General features: G+C 43.6%; 19 protein-coding genes and 1 tRNA gene. 15 read left to right on the forward strand and 5 right to left on the reverse strand.

What is annotated here, in order from left to right; genetic code table 11:
• Window positions 1-5 precede the first annotated feature (5 nt).
• The 4 genes from J3L18_RS09855 to J3L18_RS09870 all read left to right on the forward strand — a co-directional run bounded on the left by J3L18_RS09855 (window position 6) and on the right by J3L18_RS09870 (window position 6747).
• Window positions 6-2054: a hypothetical protein gene (locus J3L18_RS09855; protein WP_129568017.1), complete on the forward strand. Its 2049-nt coding sequence runs from the start codon at window positions 6-8 to the stop codon at window positions 2052-2054.
• Window positions 2055-2057: 3 nt separating this feature from the next.
• Window positions 2058-2513, forward strand: a complete 456-nt coding sequence (locus tag J3L18_RS09860; protein WP_129568018.1) for a hypothetical protein — start codon at window positions 2058-2060, stop codon at window positions 2511-2513.
• A complete protein-coding gene (locus tag J3L18_RS09865) occupies window positions 2513-5797 on the forward strand; it encodes a hypothetical protein (protein WP_129568019.1) in 3285 nt (1094 codons plus the stop codon). Before J3L18_RS09860 ends, J3L18_RS09865 begins: the two co-directional genes overlap by 1 nt.
• Before the next feature lie 125 nt (window positions 5798-5922).
• Entirely contained in the window at window positions 5923-6747 is an 825-nt protein-coding gene (locus J3L18_RS09870) for a 3'-5' exonuclease (RefSeq protein ID WP_129568020.1), read from the forward strand.
• 114 nt (window positions 6748-6861) lie between these two features.
• On the opposite strand, the gene J3L18_RS09875 is transcribed toward J3L18_RS09870, so the two are convergent.
• Both J3L18_RS09875 and J3L18_RS09880 read right to left on the reverse strand, forming a co-directional pair.
• The gene (locus tag J3L18_RS09875) at window positions 6862-8046 is read right to left on the reverse strand and encodes a site-specific integrase (protein ID WP_129568021.1); all 1185 of its coding nucleotides are present in this window, start codon (window positions 8044-8046) and stop codon (window positions 6862-6864) included.
• Window positions 8047-8197: 151 nt separating this feature from the next.
• Window positions 8198-8271, reverse strand: a tRNA-Ile gene (locus J3L18_RS09880).
• Between the two features lie 65 nt (window positions 8272-8336).
• Between J3L18_RS09880 and J3L18_RS09885 the strand changes: the two genes are divergently transcribed.
• Window positions 8337-8969 (forward strand): HAD family hydrolase, encoded by a 633-nt coding sequence (locus tag J3L18_RS09885; RefSeq protein ID WP_189549061.1) that lies wholly within the window; start codon window positions 8337-8339, stop codon window positions 8967-8969.
• Window positions 8970-8994: 25 nt separating this feature from the next.
• On the opposite strand, the gene J3L18_RS09890 is transcribed toward J3L18_RS09885, so the two are convergent.
• A complete protein-coding gene (locus J3L18_RS09890; protein WP_129568023.1) occupies window positions 8995-10203 on the reverse strand; it encodes a proline dehydrogenase family protein in 1209 nt (402 codons plus the stop codon).
• Window positions 10204-10261: 58 nt separating this feature from the next.
• Between J3L18_RS09890 and J3L18_RS09895 the strand changes: the two genes are divergently transcribed.
• From J3L18_RS09895 to J3L18_RS09940, 10 genes are all read left to right on the forward strand, one after another.
• Window positions 10262-10468, forward strand: a complete 207-nt coding sequence (locus tag J3L18_RS09895) for an RNA-binding S4 domain-containing protein (protein ID WP_091176598.1) — start codon at window positions 10262-10264, stop codon at window positions 10466-10468.
• A 2-nt stretch (window positions 10469-10470) separates the two neighbouring features.
• Window positions 10471-11529, forward strand: a complete 1059-nt coding sequence (aroB, locus tag J3L18_RS09900; protein WP_129568024.1) for a 3-dehydroquinate synthase — start codon at window positions 10471-10473, stop codon at window positions 11527-11529.
• A gap of 1 nt (window position 11530) precedes the next feature.
• Window positions 11531-12457 carry a sterol desaturase family protein gene (locus J3L18_RS09905; protein WP_129568025.1) on the forward strand — a complete coding sequence of 309 codons (927 nt, stop codon included), beginning with the start codon at window positions 11531-11533 and terminating at the stop codon, window positions 12455-12457.
• Between the two features lie 42 nt (window positions 12458-12499).
• A complete protein-coding gene (locus J3L18_RS09910; RefSeq protein WP_129568026.1) occupies window positions 12500-13372 on the forward strand; it encodes a PH domain-containing protein in 873 nt (290 codons plus the stop codon).
• 248 nt (window positions 13373-13620) lie between these two features.
• Complete coding sequence (locus J3L18_RS09915; protein ID WP_129568027.1) at window positions 13621-14529, forward strand: prephenate dehydratase; 909 nt, start codon at window positions 13621-13623, stop codon at window positions 14527-14529.
• A gap of 91 nt (window positions 14530-14620) precedes the next feature.
• On the forward strand, window positions 14621-15751 hold the full coding sequence (locus tag J3L18_RS09920) for a chorismate mutase (RefSeq protein WP_129568028.1): 1131 nt from the start codon (window positions 14621-14623) through the stop codon (window positions 15749-15751).
• Window positions 15752-15759: 8 nt separating this feature from the next.
• On the forward strand, window positions 15760-17076 hold the full coding sequence (gene aroA / locus J3L18_RS09925; RefSeq protein WP_129568029.1) for a 3-phosphoshikimate 1-carboxyvinyltransferase: 1317 nt from the start codon (window positions 15760-15762) through the stop codon (window positions 17074-17076).
• Window positions 17077-17259: 183 nt separating this feature from the next.
• Window positions 17260-18354 (forward strand): chorismate synthase, encoded by a 1095-nt coding sequence (gene aroC, locus J3L18_RS09930; protein ID WP_129568030.1) that lies wholly within the window; start codon window positions 17260-17262, stop codon window positions 18352-18354.
• Between the two features lie 151 nt (window positions 18355-18505).
• Window positions 18506-19738 carry an MFS transporter gene (locus J3L18_RS09935; protein WP_129568031.1) on the forward strand — a complete coding sequence of 411 codons (1233 nt, stop codon included), beginning with the start codon at window positions 18506-18508 and terminating at the stop codon, window positions 19736-19738.
• Window positions 19739-19747: 9 nt separating this feature from the next.
• A complete protein-coding gene (locus tag J3L18_RS09940) occupies window positions 19748-20374 on the forward strand; it encodes an HAD family hydrolase (RefSeq protein WP_129568032.1) in 627 nt (208 codons plus the stop codon).
• Here J3L18_RS09940 and J3L18_RS09945 read toward each other — a convergent pair.
• Both J3L18_RS09945 and J3L18_RS09950 read right to left on the reverse strand, forming a co-directional pair.
• Window positions 20361-20876: a DinB family protein gene (locus J3L18_RS09945; protein WP_129568033.1), complete on the reverse strand. Its 516-nt coding sequence runs from the start codon at window positions 20874-20876 to the stop codon at window positions 20361-20363. The genes J3L18_RS09940 and J3L18_RS09945 overlap by 14 nt on opposite strands.
• Window positions 20876-21886 carry a glycosyl hydrolase gene (locus tag J3L18_RS09950; protein WP_129568034.1) on the reverse strand — a complete coding sequence of 337 codons (1011 nt, stop codon included), beginning with the start codon at window positions 21884-21886 and terminating at the stop codon, window positions 20876-20878. The genes J3L18_RS09945 and J3L18_RS09950 overlap by 1 nt, the downstream gene beginning before the upstream one ends.
• Window positions 21887-22002: the final 116 nt, after the last annotated feature.

Genomic DNA, 22002 nt, shown 5'->3' on the forward strand with positions numbered 1-22002 from the left:
ACGTCATGATCAGGATCCAGCAGCTTTCATCCTGCTTGTTTTTCGTAAACAAGCGCGACGCCGTTTTAACTATCGAACGGCATACCACTACGTTCAACAACCAGGATGAGCTGCTGGGTGTCCTGAGCATGCCCGGCGAACACCCGCTTGAGCCTAACCGTGCCATCATCCAAAACAGCCATTACATCCTTACGCCAAACGGTCGCCGTTCATTTGAGGTGCTCGTTTGGTTTGATGATGAGCCGTACAAGCGGGCTACTTACGTGTATACCATCGAAAACGGGGTTATCAAATACACCCTGTTTTTTGATGCCGGAACTATTGCTACATTTTTAAAGAATACGTCATTAACCTCGGCTTTCAAATTCACCGGTAACCTATATGCTTTTGAAAGTTATGCTGCACTGCAAGCATTCATGACCGAAACTACAACCGGCACGGCCGCTACTTATCCCCTTGTATTTTTTCCATTCAAAAATGACGGCGCATATAAAGAGGTGACTGGCGATGCCGAAGCCGGCTATCCTGATATCCATTTCCCGGTATCAACCATTATCAACCGTTGGGAAATGAACGAAACCGGCGACGGTAGCTTTGTAGTCGATGATGGCCTTACGCCCAAAAGCCAAACCCAAATTCCATTCTTTTACCTGGTATACGTTTTAAAGCGCGTTTGGGAAGGTTTGGGTTATAAGGTAATAGGCAAATGGTGCAACCAGGAAACCTCACAGCGCATCACCATAGGCAGCACCATTGCCATACAAAACAATATCATTGCCGATTACTGGTTTTACATGCCCGATATCACCCTGGCCGACTTATTTAAAGAGGTACGCAGCTCATTAGGTGTTTTTATGGACCCTGATGCGACCAATAAAACGGTGCTTATCGAAAGTATCACCAACCTCAAACGAACCGCAAAAACAGTCGACCTGCGCGGCGCTCAGCTCATCAACTACCGCGAAACCGGAACCATCCCCGCCGGCTACGTGATCAGCAGGCCCATTGATGATAAGGACGAAGCATTTGACGACAGCGAAAAGGCCAATCTGCCTAAGCTTACCGTAGGTGTAACCAGCCTGGCTAACCCCGAATTGCAGGATATCCCGCTAAAATCGGTCATCACCAAAATGATCAAAGAGGCAGCGCCTTCGCATCCGGACATCGAAACCCCGGTGAGTGCACAATGGCGTATCCCGTATATGAAACAGCCGGTAACGGCCGGAGCGCCGCTTAATCAGCTGGCATCGCAGGACTATGCGGATCGTAATGCCTTTAAATTGCGGCTACTGTACTACCATGGCATGAAAGCCAACGAGGGCGGTTACCTATATCCATACGGTAGTGCCGATAACATTGGCTTGACCGGCAACATCATCAGCGATTACACGCTGGGGCTGGATGGCAGCGCCGACAGTTTACTTGAGGTGCGCAATTATTTCACCTTCATGTACAACAGCCGGCCGTTCGAAATGACGTTCCTGCTCAGCCGCCGGCAACTGTTTAATATTGGTGCCGACTGCCGTATCCTGGTAAAGGATTTTAACGGGCCTGTCGTGAACTGCTTTTTAGATCAGTTTACAGCAGATCTGAGCGATAAGCCCGAAAATTTTGCAGCTATAACGCTATATCCGCTCATTACGCCGAACAATACCCGGCAAATTGACGGCCTTTCGCCCGTTGAGCCCGAAGAACCGCCGTTTGATAACGGTACGGTTTACGCCCGCCTCGGCGGCACTAACTTCCAAACGGTTGATCATACCGTACCGCCGCCGGCGTACCTGTACTTTACCCAGGATGTGGGCGTAGCCTTCTTTTCCGATTCGGCAGGTACCATACCTAAAGATGTAACCAGGCTAAATATCCGTATCAGGCAGCGCCGTGTAAGCCGCGAACCTGACGGTATTGTAACAGATACCATTTTCCCGTTCGAGGTTTCCGGCACATATGTAGTACCGCTCACGAGCGTGCTCGAAAGCACCAATCAGCCCGGATCATCTGCCGATTGGGCCTATGCCTTACTGGATAGCGCCGATTACCATATCATTTTTTAAGTCATGGATCAGCAGTACCCTATAAATGTCACCCTCAACACCGAGCAATTTGCCCTGAAATGGGCCGAGATACTCACTGACCGGCTGCACAACGCGCTCGATAAGTACAATATCGGCAAGCTCGACGGCCCTTTGTGGATGAGTATTCACGCGGCCGTCATCGCAGCCGGCGGCGATGCCGAAAAGGTGATCACCCGCTTTTTGCAGTACGGCCGCTTCATTGATATGGGGGTAGGGCGTGGTGTGCCGATAGGCTTAGCCGGCACCGGCGCGTTTTCGGCCGCGCGCAATGATGACGGCACGCTCAGGCGCAACCGCCGGCGCAAAAAGGTTTGGTATAGCAAAACCTACTATGCCGATGTAATGCGCTTTAAAGAACTCTATCTCCAAATTTTTAACCAGCAGGTACCCGGGCAAATCACTGAAGCCCTTGCCGGCGATATCTCAATGTCAATATAATGAGCAACAGATTAGACACTACCAGTACCGTTACCCTGGTCATTAACGGCGAACAATCAAAAACATCGCTCCGGGATATCACCACCGCGCTCAACGCCGTGCGCGCTGCCCGCGCGCGTATGAACCAGGAAGAAGATCCTGCGCGTTACCAGGAACTGATCAGACAGGAACAAGCTTTGACGGCTGCACAGCGGGCAAGGCGCAACGAGATCATGACAACTACCAACGCCATTGAAGATCAAGATGAAAAACAAAAAGGGTTCTTTGCTGACTTCAAAAAAGGGTTTAGCGAAATATCGGAAATGGCTGGGAATATCACCGCCGGTACGCTTATATATAAAGCCGTAGGGTCAGTTATTGAGGGGTTCAAAAGCGTTATTTCAGGTTCTGAAGAAGCCTTTAAGGAGGCAGATCTAACACAAACAGCCCTGCAAAACAAGCTGAGACAAACGGGTAACGCAGCCGGCGAAAACATCAAAAAGCTTCAGGACCTGCAAAAGGCCGAAATGGACTTGACCGGGGTTGATGATGACGTTATCGCAAAGGGCGAAGATATGTTGCTTACGTTTACCAATGTACGCGGCAAAATATACGAGCAGTCGATACCGGCCATTGTTGATTACGCAGTTGCCATGAATAACGGTAAGGTTACAATGGAGAGTATCCAGGCAGCTGCCGAAACGTTGGGTAAGGGCCTTGATGACCTAACTAAAATCAAGAAAACGGCCAAAGCTATGGACGTTACACTGACAGAGGAAGAGTATAAGCAAATCGAAGCGCACCGCAAAAACAATGAGGTGATGGCTGGGCAGCAAATATTTATCGATGCCCTCAATAAACGCTATGGCGATTTAGGCCGAACCTTAGCAGAAACGGATACAGGAAGTCTTCAACGCTTTGAAACCCGCCTGGGCAACATTCAGGAAGTCATTGGCCAGTGGATTGTTAAAGGCAAAACACTTTGGGCATCCGTATTAAATCCGTTTCTGGGCTTTGTAGAAGATGTAGTGAGCAGCAAACTGTCCGATACGCTGGAAGATGAGCGCCTTAAAATGAATGAACTGGTTTTGCAGATCACCGATGCTAACACGAAACAGGACGAGCGGGTAAAGCTGATCAACAAATTAAAGGATATGTATCCTGATTATTTGAAAGACCTCGATTCGGAAAAAACATCTAATGAAAAAATGGTTGAGATCGGCGAAAAGCTCAACGATGTTTACATTAACCGTATTATCCTGGCAAAAAAAGACCAGGAAATTGAAAGTCAGAACCAAACCACTGCCGATTTAAAAATGAAGCGCCTCGAGGCGGAAAGAACCATGAGGCAGGAACTTGCAAAGTTGCATGACAAGTTGCCTGAGCTTGAGGTACCAACCGACGGAACTACCTACGAAAAGTTAAGCGCCGTGCTCAACCAATACGAAAAGACAATGAATGCCGCGCACCGTACAACCGGCGGTATTTTTGATCCGGCATTTTCAGCAGGAAGGGCTTTGAACGAATATAAAGCGCTTTTGGAATTTGCTCAGAATGCAGAAAACAAAGGAAACGCGATGTTAAAGGCCAGGGCTCAACTGATAAAAGAACTTGGAATAGATGAAAAATTTAACGGCGCAACCCCCGACGGAGGCAATAAACCGCCTTCAAACCCGGTTGGAGGCGAAACTGATGCCGAAAGAGATGCGCGAATAAAAGCTGCTGAAGCCAAGAGAAAGGCTCAGTCTGAAGCTGAAGCGATGTCTAAGGAGTTTACCGAAAAAATTATCCAGTTTAATGCCGAAGTGTTTGCCGATACCCTTGATAAAAATGATAAAGAGATTAAGGCGACCGAAAACAAGTTTAATGCGCTAATCACCACCCAGCAAACGGCGCTCGAAAAATACAAAGCCAATAAATATGCTAACGACGATGAGGTTAAAAAGCACGAAGAGGAACTAAGGCAGTTAGGCGTATCCCGGGATGCCGCGGTAGCACAAATTAAAGAACGGCAGGCGCAGGAACTTGAAGATAAAATCGAGCAATTACGCGACCATGCGGGTGTTAACCTCAAAAACGACTATCAAAAAGAAGTTGATACTATCAACGGCCAATTTGACCAACTGTCAAAAGATGCCGGTGATAACCAGGATGCGCAAAACCGCATTTATTACGAGCGTGTGGCTGCACTGGCGGATGCACGAATCCGCCTGGAAAAAAAGCTACAGGACGAAATTAAGCGGATTAAAGACGAGGGTGCTACAACCGACGAGGACAAAAAGAAAGTTGAGCTCGAAAAAATCAACCAGCAATATGATAAGCAGCTCGATGAATTAAAAAAGCAATACGGCGCAGAGCTTGAGGCTACCCAGGAGTACCAGGATGCAAAGAATGCGATACTGGCCAACAAGAAAAAGGCAATTGATGTAGTAAACGGCGGCGATGATGAGAAAAAGGCCAAGGAAAAGGCCAAAGAGGAAAAACAATTCGCCATCGACGCGGCTCAAAACATATCCAATTCAATATTTGAAATTGGAAAAAACCGCAGGCAGGCTGAAACGGATGCCGAATTAAGCGCCCTCGACCGTAAGCGCGACGCCGAACTGAATAATGACAGCTTAACAGCCGCCCAGCGTACCGCCATACAGGAGAAATACGCAAAACAGGAAGCTGAAATAAAACGCAAAGCATGGGAAGCCGATAAACAGGCAGCTTTAAGCCAGGCTATTATTAACGGCGCGTTAGCGGTTGTTAAAGCATTGCCTAACTTTTACCTGGCAGCAGCGGCCGGCGTAGCTGCCGCCGCGCAGATCATCACCATCGAAAGCGAAAAAGCCCCTGAGTTTGCAAAGGGCGGTATTATCGACGGCCCATCACACGCAAACGGAGGTGTAGATATGATTGATACACAAACCGGGCGCAAAATTGCAAATGTTGAAGGTGGTGAGCCATTGATGGTTCTAAGTAAAGATACGTATGCTAATAACCGTATGCTGATCAACGAGCTGCTTTATAATAGCCAGTACCGCAACGGTGCGCCGGTTAAAGTAAACACCGAATTAAGCACGCGCCCGGCAAGTGCAACTTTTGCCAATGGTGGTATAATTGATCTGCCGAGATCATCAACCCCGGCCGGATCAACGCCAAAGGAGACAGATATTGAGGTTTACGAACGCTTAGCGCGCCTGGAAGCGTTTCAACAAATGCAAACATACTTCAATAAAAAACCGGTTGTTATTTCCCGCCGTGCCTGGGACAATGAAGCCAACCGTGTTGACGAAGACAGGAGCGCTGCCGCCGCTTAACAGATCTTGCACCAACAAAAAAAGCGATGCGTACCGGTACGTATCGCTTTTTTCGTTGGTGCTGCAGACGAGTTTGATCATATCGCTTTTTTTTGCGATGTTTAACGGAACCAATACTAAATCACATGACATTGCTCGTTATTATTTCACTTTTCGTCATTATTGCTGTTTTTTCGATCAAATCGGGAAGCACCCCTAAATCAACAAATACAATATATTACAGCGACGAAGCATACCGCAAAAAATACAATGCAGACCAGGAGGAAAAGAGGCAGAGGCAGCAACGGGCTATAGAAGAATTTCCTGAAAAACTCAGATCGCCATTTGTTAAGGCTCAAACTGATTTTGTTGCAAAGTATATCATTATCGACTTTGAAACAACCGACCTCCCTATTGACTACCGTTTACCAACACTTCAAAGCATTCATTTATACCCTTATCCTGTACAAGCAGCTGCATTAGTTTTTAATGAAGCATGTGAACTAATTGATAATTATTCAAGTATAATCAGTTTGCCGCCTGATGCCAGGATACACCCGGCTGCGCTGAAGGCACACGGGATAACAAAAGCCAAAAGTTTTAATGAGGGCCGCCCAATTGCAGAATTTTTTGAGTTTTTAAACAAATACCTCCGTGAAAACACCTGCCTTGTATCACACAACATAAAATTTGATAATTTCATACTACAACTTGAGGCTAAACGGCAAAAGATCAAATTGCCTAAATATGCAAAGTACTGTACGATGGAGGGAAGTAAGGACGATGTATTAGTCTTCATGAACGATGGACGCCGGCTGAAAAACCCCAATTTAATAGAGATGGTTGAACATTGCTTTTTTGAGAAAGGCAAAGCGCCTGAATTTGAGCGCCATGATGCGTTACATGATGCTAAGTTATGCGCTATGTGCTTTTTTAAAATGGGAATGCATAAGCATGTCGAATTTCTATAGTTCCAACAACTCCAATTTGTTCAACCGCTTAATTTGGCCAAAAACACACATTTTAGCTAAATTGGAGTGTTGGAGTGAAAAAATAAAAAGCCGGCTCACTGCCCGGCTTTTGTTTTATAATTGAAACCTATCGTCGAATTTACCCATTGCCCGGGCTTTTTCAGCGTCACTCATTTTTAAGTAAATACTGGTTGTTTTGAGGCTGCTATGCCCCATCATGTCGCTGATTAGCTTGATATGAATTCCCATTTCAACCGCCTGGGTACCGAACGTATCCCGGGCACAATGATAAGTTAGGCGTTTATAAATACCGGCGTATGCGCCAATGATCTTAAGCCGCTCATTGATGTAACTATGGCTAAAATCGGCAAATAAAAGCCCCCTCCTGCCTTCTATCAGTTGTAAGGCGATATTTTGAAGCGGCAACCTTAAGCGTTTGCCTTTGCCCCTGCCCTTGTAAGGGATAAAAACCAATACATTCCCCTGAATCATATTGCTGTGAACCAGTGAAGTGTCCGATATCCGAAGCCCGGTAAAGCAACTAAACAAAAACCTGCGCAATATTTCATGGTCGTTTGCTTCTAAATTCGGGTGCTTGAATACTTTAAGTAATGCGTTGATTTCATCCTGGTTGAGGGCTTGCCGGTCGCCGTCAACGTAGGCGAAAGAAAAATCTTCATAAGGATTTTTACTGATCAGACATTTACGAACGGCTATCGAAAGGTATTTTTTAATGTCTTTATGGTATCCGCAAACCGTGTTGTGTGCTGCTTTGTGTTTTTTTCGAGCCCACGCGTCGAATTTTTCGATAAAATCAAGGTTTATCCGGCCAATTGGCAGGGTGAATGCCTTGACATAAGTTTGTAAAATCGATAAGCTGGCCTTATGCCTCATCCAGGTCGGCCGTTGAATCGTATCCTGGTTGTACAGCTCATTGGCCTGCCCGAGCATAAAAGCAAAAAAGTCTTCAGAAATATAAAGTTTGTTAAACTCGTCAATTACTTCATCGATGCTGATATCCGTTTTATCAAGATATCCGCTCAATTGTAGCCGGTGCGCACGCGTTTTAAACTCCCCGATCTGTAAGTTATAAGGCAAAACGTCCGGATCATCTACGAACCGGGGTAGTAATAATTGCGTTTGCGGGTTAAAAAACTCCTTCGGCCACTTCACGCCGGTATAAACATCCCGCTTAACCCGTGCCTGGTGTATTCGGAAATAAATTTTCGATAATCCCTTTGGATTAACCTTACTATCAATAGCAATGTACCACGACAATGCAGCTTTAGGCCTTTTCATAATTGCGAAGCAAAAAATATAGTGTGCGAAAATTTGGGCGAAAAACTAAAAGCGATTCGCTGATTTGACGAGTATAACTGTTTTGGGAATTTTTTGCGAAGCATAAAAACGGCCTTTGCGATACAGCTAAGGCCGTTTTTGACTTCTTAAGTGCGCCCACCTGGGCTCGAACCAGGGACCAAAAGATTATGAGTCTTCTACTCTAACCGACTGAGCTATAGGCGCGGTTATTTTGTTTTTGTTTGCGGGTGCAATTTTACATATTTGCGGCCATATCTCAAACTCTTTTTATGGAAAATATTAAAAATATCATCTTTGATTATGGTAACGTTATTTTCAGTATCGACTTTCTCCGGGTTCAACAATCATGGAATCAATTAGGTATAAGTAACCCCGAAGCGTTTTTTGGCCACAAAACTCAGGATGAAATTTTTGATAAATTTGATCGTGGCGAGGTTACTGCAGCACAATTCAGGGATTACGTAAGGGAAAAAACAAACAACCTATCCCTTACGGATGATCAGATTGATGCCGCATGGAACAGTATCCTGGTCGGAATTGCCGAAGGAAATCACGAATTACTGTTAAAGCTGAAAGACAAATACCGTACTTTTTTGCTTAGTAATATTAACGCTATCCATTACGATTATATCATGAACTATCTTAAAACCGATTTCGGTTTTGACGGAAACGATCACCTGTTCGAAAAAACATATTACTCGCACCTTACAGGCAAACGCAAGCCAGAGCCTGCCATTTTTGAACAGGTACTTAAGGAAAATAATTTAATATCCGAAGAAACCTTATTTATTGACGATAGTCCGCAGCATTTGGAGGCCGCAAAAAAGTTGGGTATCCAAACCTTTCTAATGACAGCTCCAGATACCATACAGTCCTTTGCAAAAAGAGAGCAATTAATTTAATAAATGCCCTCTTTGTATGGTAGTTTTATAAGTTAGCGCTTCGGCGCTTTCTTTCTTTTGTTATTAAACTTAACTCGCGGCTCATTTGCCCGGCTATAGCCGTATTTTCCTGTGCACGGCGAAATAAATATGGCAGTACAGCCTTTACCGGTCCATAAGGCACATATTTAGCCACATTATAATCGGCATGGGCGAGGTTAAAGCTCAAGTTATCGCTCATGCCAAGCAATTGCGAAAAATAAACATGTGGATGTTTATGATCAATACCTTTATTGTCCAGTAATTCGGCCAGCAAACGGCAGCTTTCTTCATTGTGTGTACCTGCAATAAAAGCTATTTCATTGATATGACTGGTACAATAATCAAGCGCCGAATCATAATCAAGATCAGCAGATTTTTTATCGGGCTGAATTGGCGATGGGTAGCCCTTTTCTTCAGCACGTTTACGTTCTTTTTCCATGTAAGCACCGCGTACTATTTTTGCTCCCAATATAAAGCCTTCGCTTTGAGCAATGGCATGATCATTTAACATCGAAGCCAGTTTATCATGCCTGTACATTTGATAGGTATTATAAACTATCGGCCTTTGCTTGTTAAACTGAGTCATCATGGTAAGCGCCAAAAGATCAATGGTATCCTGGATCCAGCTTTCTTCGGCATCTATCATTACAGGTACGTTGTTTTTGAACGCTTTATCACAAATGGCCAGCACGCGGTTTTGTACCCTTCTCCACTCATCTTCTTCAGTATCGGTTAATTTAAGACGGGCATCCAATTTTTCAAGCAGGCCAAAGCGGCCTACACCAGTTACTTTAAATACGGTAAGGGGGATGGCTTTATCTTTCGCTGCACGCTCAATGGTTCGGATAATCTCATCGCGGGTATTATCAAATACGGTTTCTTCATCCTCTCCCTCTACTGAATAATCCAAGATAGTACCTACCCTGCCGCTGTAAAGATTTGTAATGGTATTATCACATTCGGCAATGGTTTCACCGCCGCAAAAATGTTTAAATATGGTAGCTTTGATAATATTCTTTATCGGCAAACCAATCTTCATGGCAAAATTGGTAACTGGCGGGCCTATCTTTACCAAAAAGTTAACATTGATCATCCTGAACAGCCAGTAGGCCCGGTTAAGATCGGTATTGGATGAATGGCGAAAAGCTATTTCTGTATTTTCGAACGAGGGCGTATTTCGTCCTTGATTATTGTTAGTTTCAAAAGAGGTCATCTGCAAAATTATAAAATGATAACTCATAATTGCATGAATAGTTTATTTTTGCCATCCCATGATCGAATTTAAGTTAGAAGGGGACTTTATCCCCATGATCCAGCTACTCAAGGCTGCGAACTTAGTGCAAACCGGCGGCGAGGCGCAAATAGTTGTAACTGAAGGCCTCGTGAAGTACAACGGCGTAGTTGACTACAGAAAACGCCTCAAAGTAAAAAGAGGTGACGCAGTTGAGTTCGACGGAAATAAAATTATAGTCATATAATAATGAACACTATTTTAAGCGATAATTACTCGGTTTATTTTGATAATAGCCTTGATGAATTAGTTGATTTTGTTAAAAAAGGCAACTATTCAAAATTCTTTATTTTAACCGACGAAAATACAGGCGAACACTGCCTGCCCTTACTTACCAGCAAACTTACAGATTTTAATAATTACGACCTGATCGAGGTTTCATCGGGCGAGGAAAGCAAAAACATTGATTTTTGTTTGGGCGTTTGGAAAATGCTGATTGACTTTGGTGCCGATCGTAAAAGCCTCATGATTAACTTAGGTGGCGGTGTTATTACAGACATGGGAGGCTTTGCCGCTTCTACCTATAAAAGAGGGATAGATTTTGTACAGGTGCCAACTACCCTCCTTTCACAGGTTGATGCCTCTGTGGGCGGCAAAACAGGTATCGATGTTGACGGCATAAAAAATATTATCGGGACATTTACTATGCCTAAAGCTGTGTTTATAGCGCACGAGTTTTTACAAAGCCTTCCGCCTCGCCAGATCCTTTCGGGTTTGGCCGAAATGCTGAAACATGGTTTAATTGTTGATGCCAGTTATTGGAATCAACTTAAAAACAGCGACCTGAAAAATCCTTCGGTTGAACTTGTTCACCGCTCCGTAGAAATCAAGAATAAAATCACTATTGAGGACCCGCACGAGAAAGGCATCCGCAAGGCGTTAAACTTTGGGCACACTATCGGGCATGCGGTTGAAACATACTCTCTATTACATGACGAAGACAGCCTTTCGCACGGTGAAGCAGTAGCTATCGGCATGATCTGCGAATCATACCTCGCCCACAAAAAAGCGGGATTGTCTTCAGGCGAACTTCATGAAATTGTAACAGTATTAACCGATCTTTATCCGAGATATACCATCGACGAAAACAGTTTTGATGAGTTGTTACTGAACATGAAAAAGGACAAAAAGAACGTTGGAGACGAAATTAATTGCACCCTGTTAACACATATAGGTGAGTTTAGTATTGATAATGTGTGTACTGCCGACGAACTTTGTGAAAGTTTGAGATATTACATTAACCTGTAACATGCTGCAACATTTGGATCCGCGAAATCAGGCAGCCCTTGTTTTAATGGGCTTATTAGTTGTTTTAACACTTGTTGAAATGGCTCTGAGCTATTGGGAAGATCGCAAGTACTATGAAACCCGTGATACACTAACCAATATTTATCTTACTTCGCTGGCTGTTATTACTAATCTCTGCGTTAAGGTATTTACCTTTTTTATACTTGATTATACCTACCAGCATTACAGGCTTTTTCAAATTCAGAATGTTTTTTTGTACTGGTTTGTGTTGGTTGTTGTACAGGACTTTTTATACTGGGTACTGCATTATACGGGGCATTACTGTCGTATTTTTTGGGCAATGCATGTTACCCATCATTCGTCCGAGCATTTTAACTTCACCACGGGCTTTCGGTCAACAGTATTTGAACCGCTTTACCGGGTATTCTTTTACCTCCCGCTTGCTTTAATGGGCTTTACCGCTTTAGATATCCTGTACGCATACCTTATTACCCAGCTTTATGGCAATCTGGTGCATACGCAGTACAAAATTCCCTTGCCAAAATGGTATGGGTGGATTTTTGTAACGCCCGCGCATCACCGGGTTCACCATGCTTCAAACATCCCTTATCTTGACAAAAATATGGGAATGGTGCTTATCATCTGGGATAGGCTATTCGGCACTTTCCGTGATGAAGATTTGCCCGAGCCTGTTAAATATGGCCTGACCAAACAACCGGAAGATATGGGACCAGTAAACGTTTTGTTCCATGAATGGAAAGCCCTGCTGCATGATGTAAAAAATGCCCCCGATCTTAAATCAAAAATCGGCTATTTCCTAAATCCACCGGGCTGGAGCCATGACGGTAGTACCCAAACTGCGCGTGTGCTGCAACGGGAATATAAGGAAATGGAAGAGGCTCATAAAAAACACGAAACTGCCGCGTAACAATATTATATTTGGCGTGACACTTTTGTGTCGCACTAAACCATGTTGCAATTAATATCCAAACTCCAGCACAACACTTACGAAAAAAGCGAATATTCTGACGAGCAACTTCGTAATGCTGATGAGACTATCCAAGTCATTAAAGATTTCCCGTGGGACGCAGAGCGGGCATTAACTGATATCCAGTTAACCGGGCCATCGGTAGTTATTCAGGATAATAACCTGAACTACCTCAAGCTTGGCCTTTACTTTAATAGTAAATTCTGCGTTTATTATCTTGATAACGGTAATCATTTATATGAATATCATGCCTCCACCATTGATAAGGCTTGCGATCTGGTAAAAGACTTTTTTGAGCAGGCACTCAATCTGAGTTCATTTGAAAAACACTTCTTTAATATCGGGAATCAACCACATTTCATAACCAGTGACTTTATCTATAGAGTTAACCCGGCGAGAATATTTGTTCTTGCAGCCTTTTTTTCAATATATCTATTATTTGCCATTTCAGTATTTTGTGCAAGCGTACTTCATGTTGGCGGCGGTTCGTATCCTATAGCGCTTCTTTTAATAATTCTTGGACTGGGGATATTTATTGGCAGTATAGCCTCTGTGGCGATAAAAGGCCGCAATCAGTATTTGCAAATATCACGCGGCAATCACATATTCTATTACGGGATTGACGAAAAACACATTAAGGAGTACAATAAAGCCGACGTAGCAGAACTTGTTCATAGAACAGCGACGAGCGACCGGAATATGGGTAACGTACAAATCAGGTTCAAAAACGGAGAATTTATACAACCTAAAATGTTAATCCATGATATGGATCTTATTCAGAAGTTTCCGGAAAATTTGGGAATAAAGATAATCTATCCCCAAAATTCTCTTTTCAAACGCTCTCAAAGCGCCTAACACAGAATTTAATTTGGTTGACCTATTATTTTTTACAAAAAATAAAATTTTCTATTGACAAACTCTTTTTTTACCGTACATTTACGTCGTAATAAAGAAACAACAAATGAAATTAACAGGTGCATATTTTTTTGGCTACTACTTTTACTTTACCAGTAAGAGCCGGGACTAATATGTACAAAACAAACATATAAAGAAACTAAAAAGTCCCGGCCTACCAGCCGGGACTTTTTGCTTTAAGCAGGTTTATGAAAATAGAACAACCAAAAGTCGCAATTCAGGGTATCCGGGCCTCTTTTCACGAAGAAGCTGCATTGAAATACTTCGGCGAAAACACCGAGACCATTGAATGCAACTCTTTCAAACAAACGTTTGAAAGTTTAAAAAACCGTGAGGCCGATTATGTGGTAATGGCTATCGAAAACAGCATTGCCGGCAGCATCCTGCCAAACTATACCTTGCTGCTTGATTATGGCTTTCCCGTAGTTGGTGAAATTTACCTGCCCATCCAGCTGCACCTGATGGCTTTGCCCGGGGTAAAATTCGAGGATATTAAATATGTAACCTCCCACCCCATTGCCTTACGCCAGTGTGTTGATTTTTTTGACGAATATCCACACCTCAAAATTGTGGAGAGCAGTGATACCGCGGCCTGTGCTAAACGCATCAGAGATGAGCAACTAACAGATACGGTTGCTATTGCAAATTCCTTAGCCGCGAAACTTTACGGCCTGGATGTTTTGGAGCGTCGAATCGAATCGAACAAAAGAAACTTTACCCGTTTTCTGATCCTTACCCATCATGATAATATCGAGAAGAAACCGGCTAACAAAGCTTCTTTATGCTTCCAGGTGAGTAACAAAGTTGGTGCATTAGCTAAAGTGCTTAATATTTTTGCCGAAGAAGGCGTAAATATGAGCAAAATTCAGTCGATGCCAATTTTGGGCAAGCGCAACGAGTACAATTTTTATGTAGACATAGAATGGGAGGAGCAAAAACAATATGACGCTTCCATAAGGCAAATCCTTAAGTACACCCATAACTTCAATATCCTTGGCGAGTACGAAAGGCACGATGATGAGCATACGGTGAGCCCAAAACCTCGCCGGGCCGAACGGAGTATCCGCAAGTATATCAATATCAGGCGTAATGTATAATAAAGACAATTGGCAAACAGAACCCAAAAAACTAACATAATTTAAATTATCAACTAACATTCCCGGCTACCACCGGACAAACAAAAAAACGATGAAACTAAATTTAAACATACAGCCGCTTAATACCTGGATTAAAACAGGTAAGGAACCTCTGGTTATTTCAGGCCCTTGCAGCGCTGAAACAGAAGAACAATTAGTAGCTACAGCTCATTTATTAGCCCAAACCGGTAAAATCTCAGCTTTGCGTGCAGGTATTTGGAAACCACGTACCCGTCCAGGTGAGTTTGAAGGTATTGGCAGCATTGGTTTGGAGTGGTTAAAACGCGCCAAAGAAGAAACAGGCTTGCCAACAGCTGTTGAGGTTGCTACTGCAAAACACGTTGAAGAAGCTTTAAAAGCGGGTGTTGATATCCTTTGGGTAGGCGCACGTTCAACCGCTAACCCTTTTACAGTTCAGGAAATTGCTGATGCTTTAAAAGGTGTTGATGTGCCTGTAATGGTTAAAAACCCGGTAAATCCTGACCTTTCATTATGGGTGGGCGCTTTAGAGCGTATCAACAACGCAGGTATCACCAAATTGGCTGCCATTCATCGTGGTTTCTCATCTTATGAAAAATCAGCTTTCCGTAACGAACCGATGTGGGATGTTGCTATCGCCTTAAAAACCCTGGCCCCTGAACTGCCTCTTATTAATGACCCGAGCCATATTTCAGGTAATCGCGATCTGATCGGTTATGTTTCACAAAAAGCATTAGATCTTGATATGCAGGGCTTAATGATCGAATCACATATCGACCCAAGCGTAGCCTGGACAGATGCTAAACAACAGGTTACCCCTGCTGCTCTTGCCGATATCATTGACCACTTAACTTTGCGTAAAGCGGAAGTTAGAAATTCTGAAGTAAACGATAAACTGGCTGAACTACGTAATCAAATCGACAAGATAGACGACTTGGTAATCCAGAAAATTGCTGAGCGTATGCAGATTGCCGAAAAAATCGGTCAGTACAAAAAAGATAATAACATTACCATTTTACAGGTTGGCCGTTGGGATGAGATCCTTCAAAAACGTACAACTTACGGTAAAGCATTAAAATTAAGCGCCGAGTTTACTGAAAAATTGCTTGAATTAGTTCACAACGAATCTATCCGCAGGCAAACAGAAGTAATGAACACCGACGCCGCTCAGGGCCAGGCAGCAGAAAAACTTACACACGCCTAATATTTTAAATGATGCATAACATCATTCTGAAAAGAAACAACAAGTTCATTAACGGCACGGTTAACCTCACCGGTTCAAAAAGTGAGTGTAACCGCGCCCTGATCATCGAAGCGTTAAGCAAAGGTAAAGTAAGAGTTGAAAACGTATCTGACGCCGCTGACGCTGTTTTACTGGCAGGTATTTTAAGGGAGAACCAAGAGTCAAGAGCTAAGAGCCAGGAGGTTCTGGCAGGAAACGCTTCTCCTGATAATTCCGAAATCGAAAATTGCAAATCCGAAATCGTAGACATCGGTCCGGCGGGTACGGCTATGCGTTTTTTGACGGCTTACTATGCTATACAGGAAGATGAAGTGATCTTAACCGGTAGTAAACGCATGAAGGAACGGCCAATAGGTATACTGGTTGATGCATTACGGGAGCTGGGCGCCAATATTGATTATGAAGAGAATGATGGCTATCCTCCTATCAAATTAAAAGGCGGCTTTAAACAACAAACCGGTCAAATCAGTATCGAAGGCAATATCAGCAGTCAATATATTACCGCTTTGTTACTTATTGCCCCTGCTTTACCTTTAGGCCTGGAATTGCATATTGAAGGTGAGTTAACTTCACGTCCTTATGTTGAAATGACCCTGGCCATGCTTGAAACTTCTGGTATCAAGCACACTTGGGAAGGTAATGTTATTGCAATTTCAAATCAGGAATTCACGACAACATCATTGTACGTTGAACCGGACTGGAGCGCTGCCTCATATTGGTACGCTATTGCAGCACTTGCTGATGAGGCCGAGCTATTTTTAACTGGTTTAACACCATATAGCTTACAGGGCGACAGCGTGATCACCGAGATTATGGCTAACTTTGGTATCACTTCGCAATTCAGGGACGGCGGTGTTCATTTGAAAAAAGAGAACAAACCTATCTCCCGCCGTGAGTTTGACCTGAAAGAATGCCCCGACCTGGCACAAACAGTAATTGTTGTTTGCGCAGCGCTTAATCATGAAGCGTCTTTTACCGGCCTTGAAACTTTAAAGATCAAAGAAACCGACCGCATCCTGGCCCTGCAAACAGAGCTTGGCAAAATGGGTGTTAAGCTGATTGAAAAAGATGAAGTTTACACGCTTGATTGCAGCGGGAAATTTATCCCTGATAGTATCTTCATCAATACTTATCATGACCACCGAATGGCAATGGCCTTCGCGCCTTTGGCCCTCGTTCTTCCGCAAATGGAATTTGAGAACGGGCCGGTAGTTGATAAATCATATCCCGCTTTCTGGAATGACCTGGAAAAACAGGGGTTTGAAGTAAGTGAGGCTAAAGGCTAAAGCTAAAAGGTTCTTTTCATCCCGTTGTTGCAAGGAAGAAAGTAATCCCAATGCGACTTAAGACTTACGAAGTTTTAAAACTTCGTAAGTCTGTATCTACAATGACAGTTATAAAACAACCAATTAAAGATATTTAGATTAGGTTTTCTCCTATCTCATATCTAACATCTCATATCTAAAACTATGGCAGGCAATTCATTCGGGCAATTATTCAGGATAACTACTTTTGGCGAATCACATGGCGAGGCCATCGGTGTAATTATTGACGGATGCCCGGCCGGCTTACAGGTTGATCTTGATTACATCCAGGGCGAACTGGATAAACGCAAACCAGGCCAGTCAAAGATCACTACCCAACGTAAAGAAAGCGACACGGTAAGAATCCTTTCAGGTGTATTTGAAGATAAAACTACGGGTACCCCTATTGCAATGCTGATCCCCAATGAAGATCAGCGTTCGAAAGATTATAGCCACAATGTGGATGTTTTCCGTCCATCGCATGCAGACTATACCTACGAAGCTAAATATGGTATCCGCGACCATCGCGGTGGTGGCCGTTCCTCTGCCCGTGAAACTGCGGCCCGTGTTGCTGCCGGCGCTTTGGCTAAACTGCTGCTTAAAACACGGGGTATAGAAATTGTTGCCCATGTAAGTAGCGTAGGTAAGATCAATGCACCCAATGTATTTATAAACGATCCGATTGAGTTTATTGCAGAGCGCGAAAAAAATATTGTACGCTGTGCCGATCCGGCCACTGCGGAAGAGATGATCGAATTTATTGATAGTGTGCGAAAAGATGGTGACACAGTTGGTGGCAAAATCAGCTGCTATGTAAAAAACTGCCCGGTTGGCCTTGGCGACCCTGTGTTTGATAAATTGCATGCCGATTTAGGCAAAGCGATGCTAAGCATCAACGCCGTTCACGGTTTTGAGTTTGGCTCGGGCTTTGAAGGTAGCGAAATGCGCGGGTCTGAGCATAACGACATCTTTGTAAAATCACATCTGGGTGATATACAAACCATTACCAATTTTTCGGGCGGAATCCAGGGAGGCATCAGCAATGGCATGCCTATCGAATTTAAGGTAGCCTTTAAACCCGTAGCCACCATCATGAAAAACCAGGCAACTATCGACAGCCAGGGAAATGCTGCCGAAATATCAGGCAAAGGCCGTCACGATCCTTGTGTGGTTCCGCGCGCCGTACCTATTGTTGAAGCTATGGCAGCCCTCGTTTTGGCCGATCATTGGTTGAGGAACAGAAACGCCCGTTTAAGCTAAAAGCGCTCAGTTAGCCGAAAGCAAAAAGCCGAAAGCTTAAAGCGTTCCACTGAGAACATTTGAGTTTTCGGCCTTTTATTTTCACCAAGCTTCTTTTGCTTTTGGCTTTCTGCTTTAAGCTTTCAGCCCAATAACCTACCTTTGTAAAGCCATGCTTACCTCAATTATCCAATTATACAAACAAGCCTATAGCGGACTTTCAAAAAACAGCTGGTACCTGAGCATCGTAATGCTTATTAACCGCAGCGGTACCATGGTTGTACCTTTCATGACCATTTATACCATCAGGCAACTGCATTTTACGATTGAACAGTCGGGTTATATCATGGCAATTTTTGGCGTGGGTGCTGTATCCGGCGGCTTTATTGGCGGTAAGCTGATCAATAAAATAGGCTTTTATGATTTACAGGTGGGTGCATTACTTACCGGTGGCTTGCTGTTTCTTGTACTGGGTTACCAAACAAGTTTCATCAGCATGGCTATCTTCACGTTAGTTTTAAGCATCTGCAATGAATCATTCCGACCCGCAAACTCAACTGCTATAGCGCACTACAGTACTGAAGAAAACAAAACGCGCTCCTACTCGCTTAACCGGTTAGCTACAAACTTAGGCTGGGCCTTTGGCGGCGGGTTAGGGGGATTATTGGCGGCTATAAATTATCATTTACTTTTTTGGGTAGATGGTTGTACCAATATAGCAGCAGGCATACTGTTGCTTACTTTGATGCCCCGTTCAAAAGTAGCCAAAACCATTAAAGAAGCAGTGGCCGGTTTTGATGAAGTGGTTTCATCGGCTTATAAAGATGGTGTTTACCTGCTGTTTATCCTATTGGCAACCCTGTTCGCAACTTGCTTTTTCCAGTTCTTTATTATGCAGCCTGTATTTTATAAAATACAATGGCATTTTAATGAGCGTTTTATCGGTTTCCTGCTGGCGCTAAACGGGATACTTATCGTTTTGATTGAAATGATATTGATTAACTGGCTTGAAGGCAAGCGCCATGCGCTAACCTATATTATCTCGGGTATCCTGGTTACCGGGGCTGGTTTTGTTTTGCTTAACGTAATGCCGCATGTGCCTTTGGTAGCCATATTAATTGTATGCATGATAACATTGGGTGAAATGCTTTCCATGCCATTTATGAACACGTTTTGGATAAGCCGTTCAAATGTGCGCAACCGGGGTGAGTATGCTGCGCTATATAGCATGTCATGGGCCGGTGCGCAGATCATCGCTCCATTTTTGGGTAGCCAGGTTATCGCCTATGGAGGGTTTGAAATGCTTTGGTGGCTATTGGGTGGTGTCTGCCTGATTGTGGCCTGCGGCTATTTGATCATGAAACGTTCAATACATACCACTAAACGCGTGCCTGTTTTACCTTAATTTGCTATCATGAAAAAAGCCATCATATTAGATCTTGATAATACCATATACCCTGTAAGTTCCATTGCCGATCATTTGTTTAATGAATTGTTCAACTTTCTTGATCAGCATATTGCCGGCGAGGGTATCGAGCATATCAATAAAGCAAAGGAGGATTTAAAGAGGATTCCCTATCAAAAGGTGGCAGACAAATATCAATTCAGCGAACTCGTTAAAAACAAAGGGCTCGAACTATTAAATAACATTGAGTACAACCGGCCGATGCAGCCTTTTGATGATTATAAACAGATCCGCGAAGCAGAGGTCACCAAATTTTTGGTTACCACAGGTTTTACCAAACTGCAATGGAGCAAAGTTAAAATGCTGAACATTGAAGCAGATTTTGAAGCCATCCACATTGTTGACCCTGAACTTTCGCCCCTAACCAAGAAAGATATTTTCGCGTCAATATTAGAGAAATACGATTATAAAACGCGAGACGTACTCATTATTGGTGACGATCCCGAATCTGAAATAAAAGCAGCAAGCGATTTGGGTATCGATACTTTCTTATACGATCCGGAAAATAAATATCCAAACGCCCGGGTAACCTATCGCTCACAAAATCTTAAAGACGCGGCTGCTATTGTTGCTTAAGCACCTTTACCGTAACCAAAAGCTGCCCAAGATGGCGCATGGTATGCTCAGCCGAATGCGTGTACAAGCCGATAACTGTGGATGGTAATTGCCCCCGGCCTACTCCTCGCCATTCAGTTAACATCGCCTCGTCGGTAGCTTTGAGTTGATCGATAGCGCCGTCAACCTGGGTATTAAACGCTTTTATCAAAGCAACAACAGTAATTTCATGTTCACCAGGTTCACCTTCGGCTGCAAGATAATTTAGTTGTGCCGCGCTAAGCCCCTCCCCTTTTGCATAAGTAAAAAGTCGGTTGAGTACCCCGGTGAGGTGTTGCAAGTGAAAACCCGGCGATGCCATGCCGGCAAGCTTTTGCCACAGCAGCTTTTCCGGAAAATCGATCATCAATTCATTAAGTTCTTCCCTTGCCTGTAAAAGCGCGTGTGCAACAGGTTGAAGCAGGGCCGGCACATCATCCAGCGGCCCGCGAAGCCAAACTTCAGGTAATTTTTGAGTAGACATTAGTTTTTATTTAGCATAGTTTTCACTTGTTCATGATTCAACGTTTGAGGCAGACCATAAATGGCTCTTACGCGCTCATGTGTATTATCAGTCCAAAGCCAGCTCGTCCAAACCATAAACCAGGCCCATTCGGGTTGGGCTGCCAGAATTTCGGGTTTTGGAAGTTCGCCGGTCTCTGTCAGCGCAATGATCTTGCCATTAGCAACCTTTAGCAAATCGTTATAATCCCGTTGTTCATAATCGAAATGATAGATATCAGCACCTAAAATGTCTACGTAATCGGCACCTGGATAAAAGTCTTTATAGTCATACGCTTCATCTAATGGAAGGTCGCGCAAACCGTTTGGGCCCCATACCCAAATCAGATTATTTAAATGATGATAATTGGTATACCGATCGTACATCATTTTCCAAAGCTTGATGATCCCGTCGTTCCCTTTTTTGTTTCCCCACCAAAACCATACGCCGTTCATTTCATGGTAAGGCCGCCACAAAACAGGCACATGGGCATCCCTGAGCTGCTTCAGGTAACCGGCTACTACGTCAATTTGGGCAAGCCATTTTTTATTCAGATCGGTATTGGGTGTAATTAACTCTTTCCATTGGGCATCAGTTATTTTGCCCTGAATGCTTTGCTTCCAATCATATGGCGGGTTATCCAAAGGGCGTCCCTGGTGCCACATGAGTGTTACCAGATAGCCATCCTGCCATTTTTGTTTAGCTTCGTTTACAAGGTCCTGCCCCAGGTCTTTGTCTCCCCAAAGCATGAAATCAGAGCCCCAAACGGCAGGATATTGTCCTGTAATTGCTTTGGCGCTGTCTGAAAAAACGTCACGATCGCTGTTATAATTTTGTTGACCCGATAAAATATGTTTGCCTTTTATACTATAAAGGAAGCTAAGCAATTTATTTACTTCAGGCGATGCTTCTTTATTTACTGGTTTAAAACTTTGTGCTAATGCCATGAAAGGCAATGATATGATTAAAGTAAGCGGGAATAGTTTTTTCATTTTAATTAAACTGGCTATTCGGGTTAAAGGAGATAACAGGCTTTGTTCAAAAATAAATAAAAAGCACGGCCGTTTATGGTATGGCTATTGCTATTCATAAGCAATATTTAACTATC

This window comes from Mucilaginibacter gossypii (assembly GCF_017569325.2).
Classification (GTDB): Bacteria; Bacteroidota; Bacteroidia; order Sphingobacteriales; family Sphingobacteriaceae; genus Mucilaginibacter; species Mucilaginibacter gossypii.

Bases quoted from the DNA above. Each gene is read 5' to 3' on its own strand.
- J3L18_RS09855 (WP_129568017.1), top strand. From the start codon at position 6: ATGATCAGGATCCAGCAGCTTTCATCCTGCTTGTTTTTCGTAAACAAG.
- J3L18_RS09860 (WP_129568018.1), top strand. From the start codon at position 2,058: ATGGATCAGCAGTACCCTATAAATGTCACCCTCAACACCGAGCAATTT.
- J3L18_RS09865 (WP_129568019.1), top strand. From the start codon at position 2,513: ATGAGCAACAGATTAGACACTACCAGTACCGTTACCCTGGTCATTAAC.
- J3L18_RS09870 (WP_129568020.1), top strand. From the start codon at position 5,923: ATGACATTGCTCGTTATTATTTCACTTTTCGTCATTATTGCTGTTTTT.
- J3L18_RS09875 (WP_129568021.1), bottom strand. From the start codon at position 8,046: ATGAAAAGGCCTAAAGCTGCATTGTCGTGGTACATTGCTATTGATAGT.
- J3L18_RS09885 (WP_189549061.1), top strand. From the start codon at position 8,337: ATGGAAAATATTAAAAATATCATCTTTGATTATGGTAACGTTATTTTC.
- J3L18_RS09890 (WP_129568023.1), bottom strand. From the start codon at position 10,203: ATGACCTCTTTTGAAACTAACAATAATCAAGGACGAAATACGCCCTCG.
- J3L18_RS09895 (WP_091176598.1), top strand. From the start codon at position 10,262: ATGATCGAATTTAAGTTAGAAGGGGACTTTATCCCCATGATCCAGCTA.
- aroB (WP_129568024.1), top strand. From the start codon at position 10,471: ATGAACACTATTTTAAGCGATAATTACTCGGTTTATTTTGATAATAGC.
- J3L18_RS09905 (WP_129568025.1), top strand. From the start codon at position 11,531: ATGCTGCAACATTTGGATCCGCGAAATCAGGCAGCCCTTGTTTTAATG.
- J3L18_RS09910 (WP_129568026.1), top strand. From the start codon at position 12,500: ATGTTGCAATTAATATCCAAACTCCAGCACAACACTTACGAAAAAAGC.
- J3L18_RS09915 (WP_129568027.1), top strand. From the start codon at position 13,621: ATGAAAATAGAACAACCAAAAGTCGCAATTCAGGGTATCCGGGCCTCT.
- J3L18_RS09920 (WP_129568028.1), top strand. From the start codon at position 14,621: ATGAAACTAAATTTAAACATACAGCCGCTTAATACCTGGATTAAAACA.
- aroA (WP_129568029.1), top strand. From the start codon at position 15,760: ATGATGCATAACATCATTCTGAAAAGAAACAACAAGTTCATTAACGGC.
- aroC (WP_129568030.1), top strand. From the start codon at position 17,260: ATGGCAGGCAATTCATTCGGGCAATTATTCAGGATAACTACTTTTGGC.
- J3L18_RS09935 (WP_129568031.1), top strand. From the start codon at position 18,506: ATGCTTACCTCAATTATCCAATTATACAAACAAGCCTATAGCGGACTT.
- J3L18_RS09940 (WP_129568032.1), top strand. From the start codon at position 19,748: ATGAAAAAAGCCATCATATTAGATCTTGATAATACCATATACCCTGTA.
- J3L18_RS09945 (WP_129568033.1), bottom strand. From the start codon at position 20,876: ATGTCTACTCAAAAATTACCTGAAGTTTGGCTTCGCGGGCCGCTGGAT.
- J3L18_RS09950 (WP_129568034.1), bottom strand. From the start codon at position 21,886: ATGAAAAAACTATTCCCGCTTACTTTAATCATATCATTGCCTTTCATG.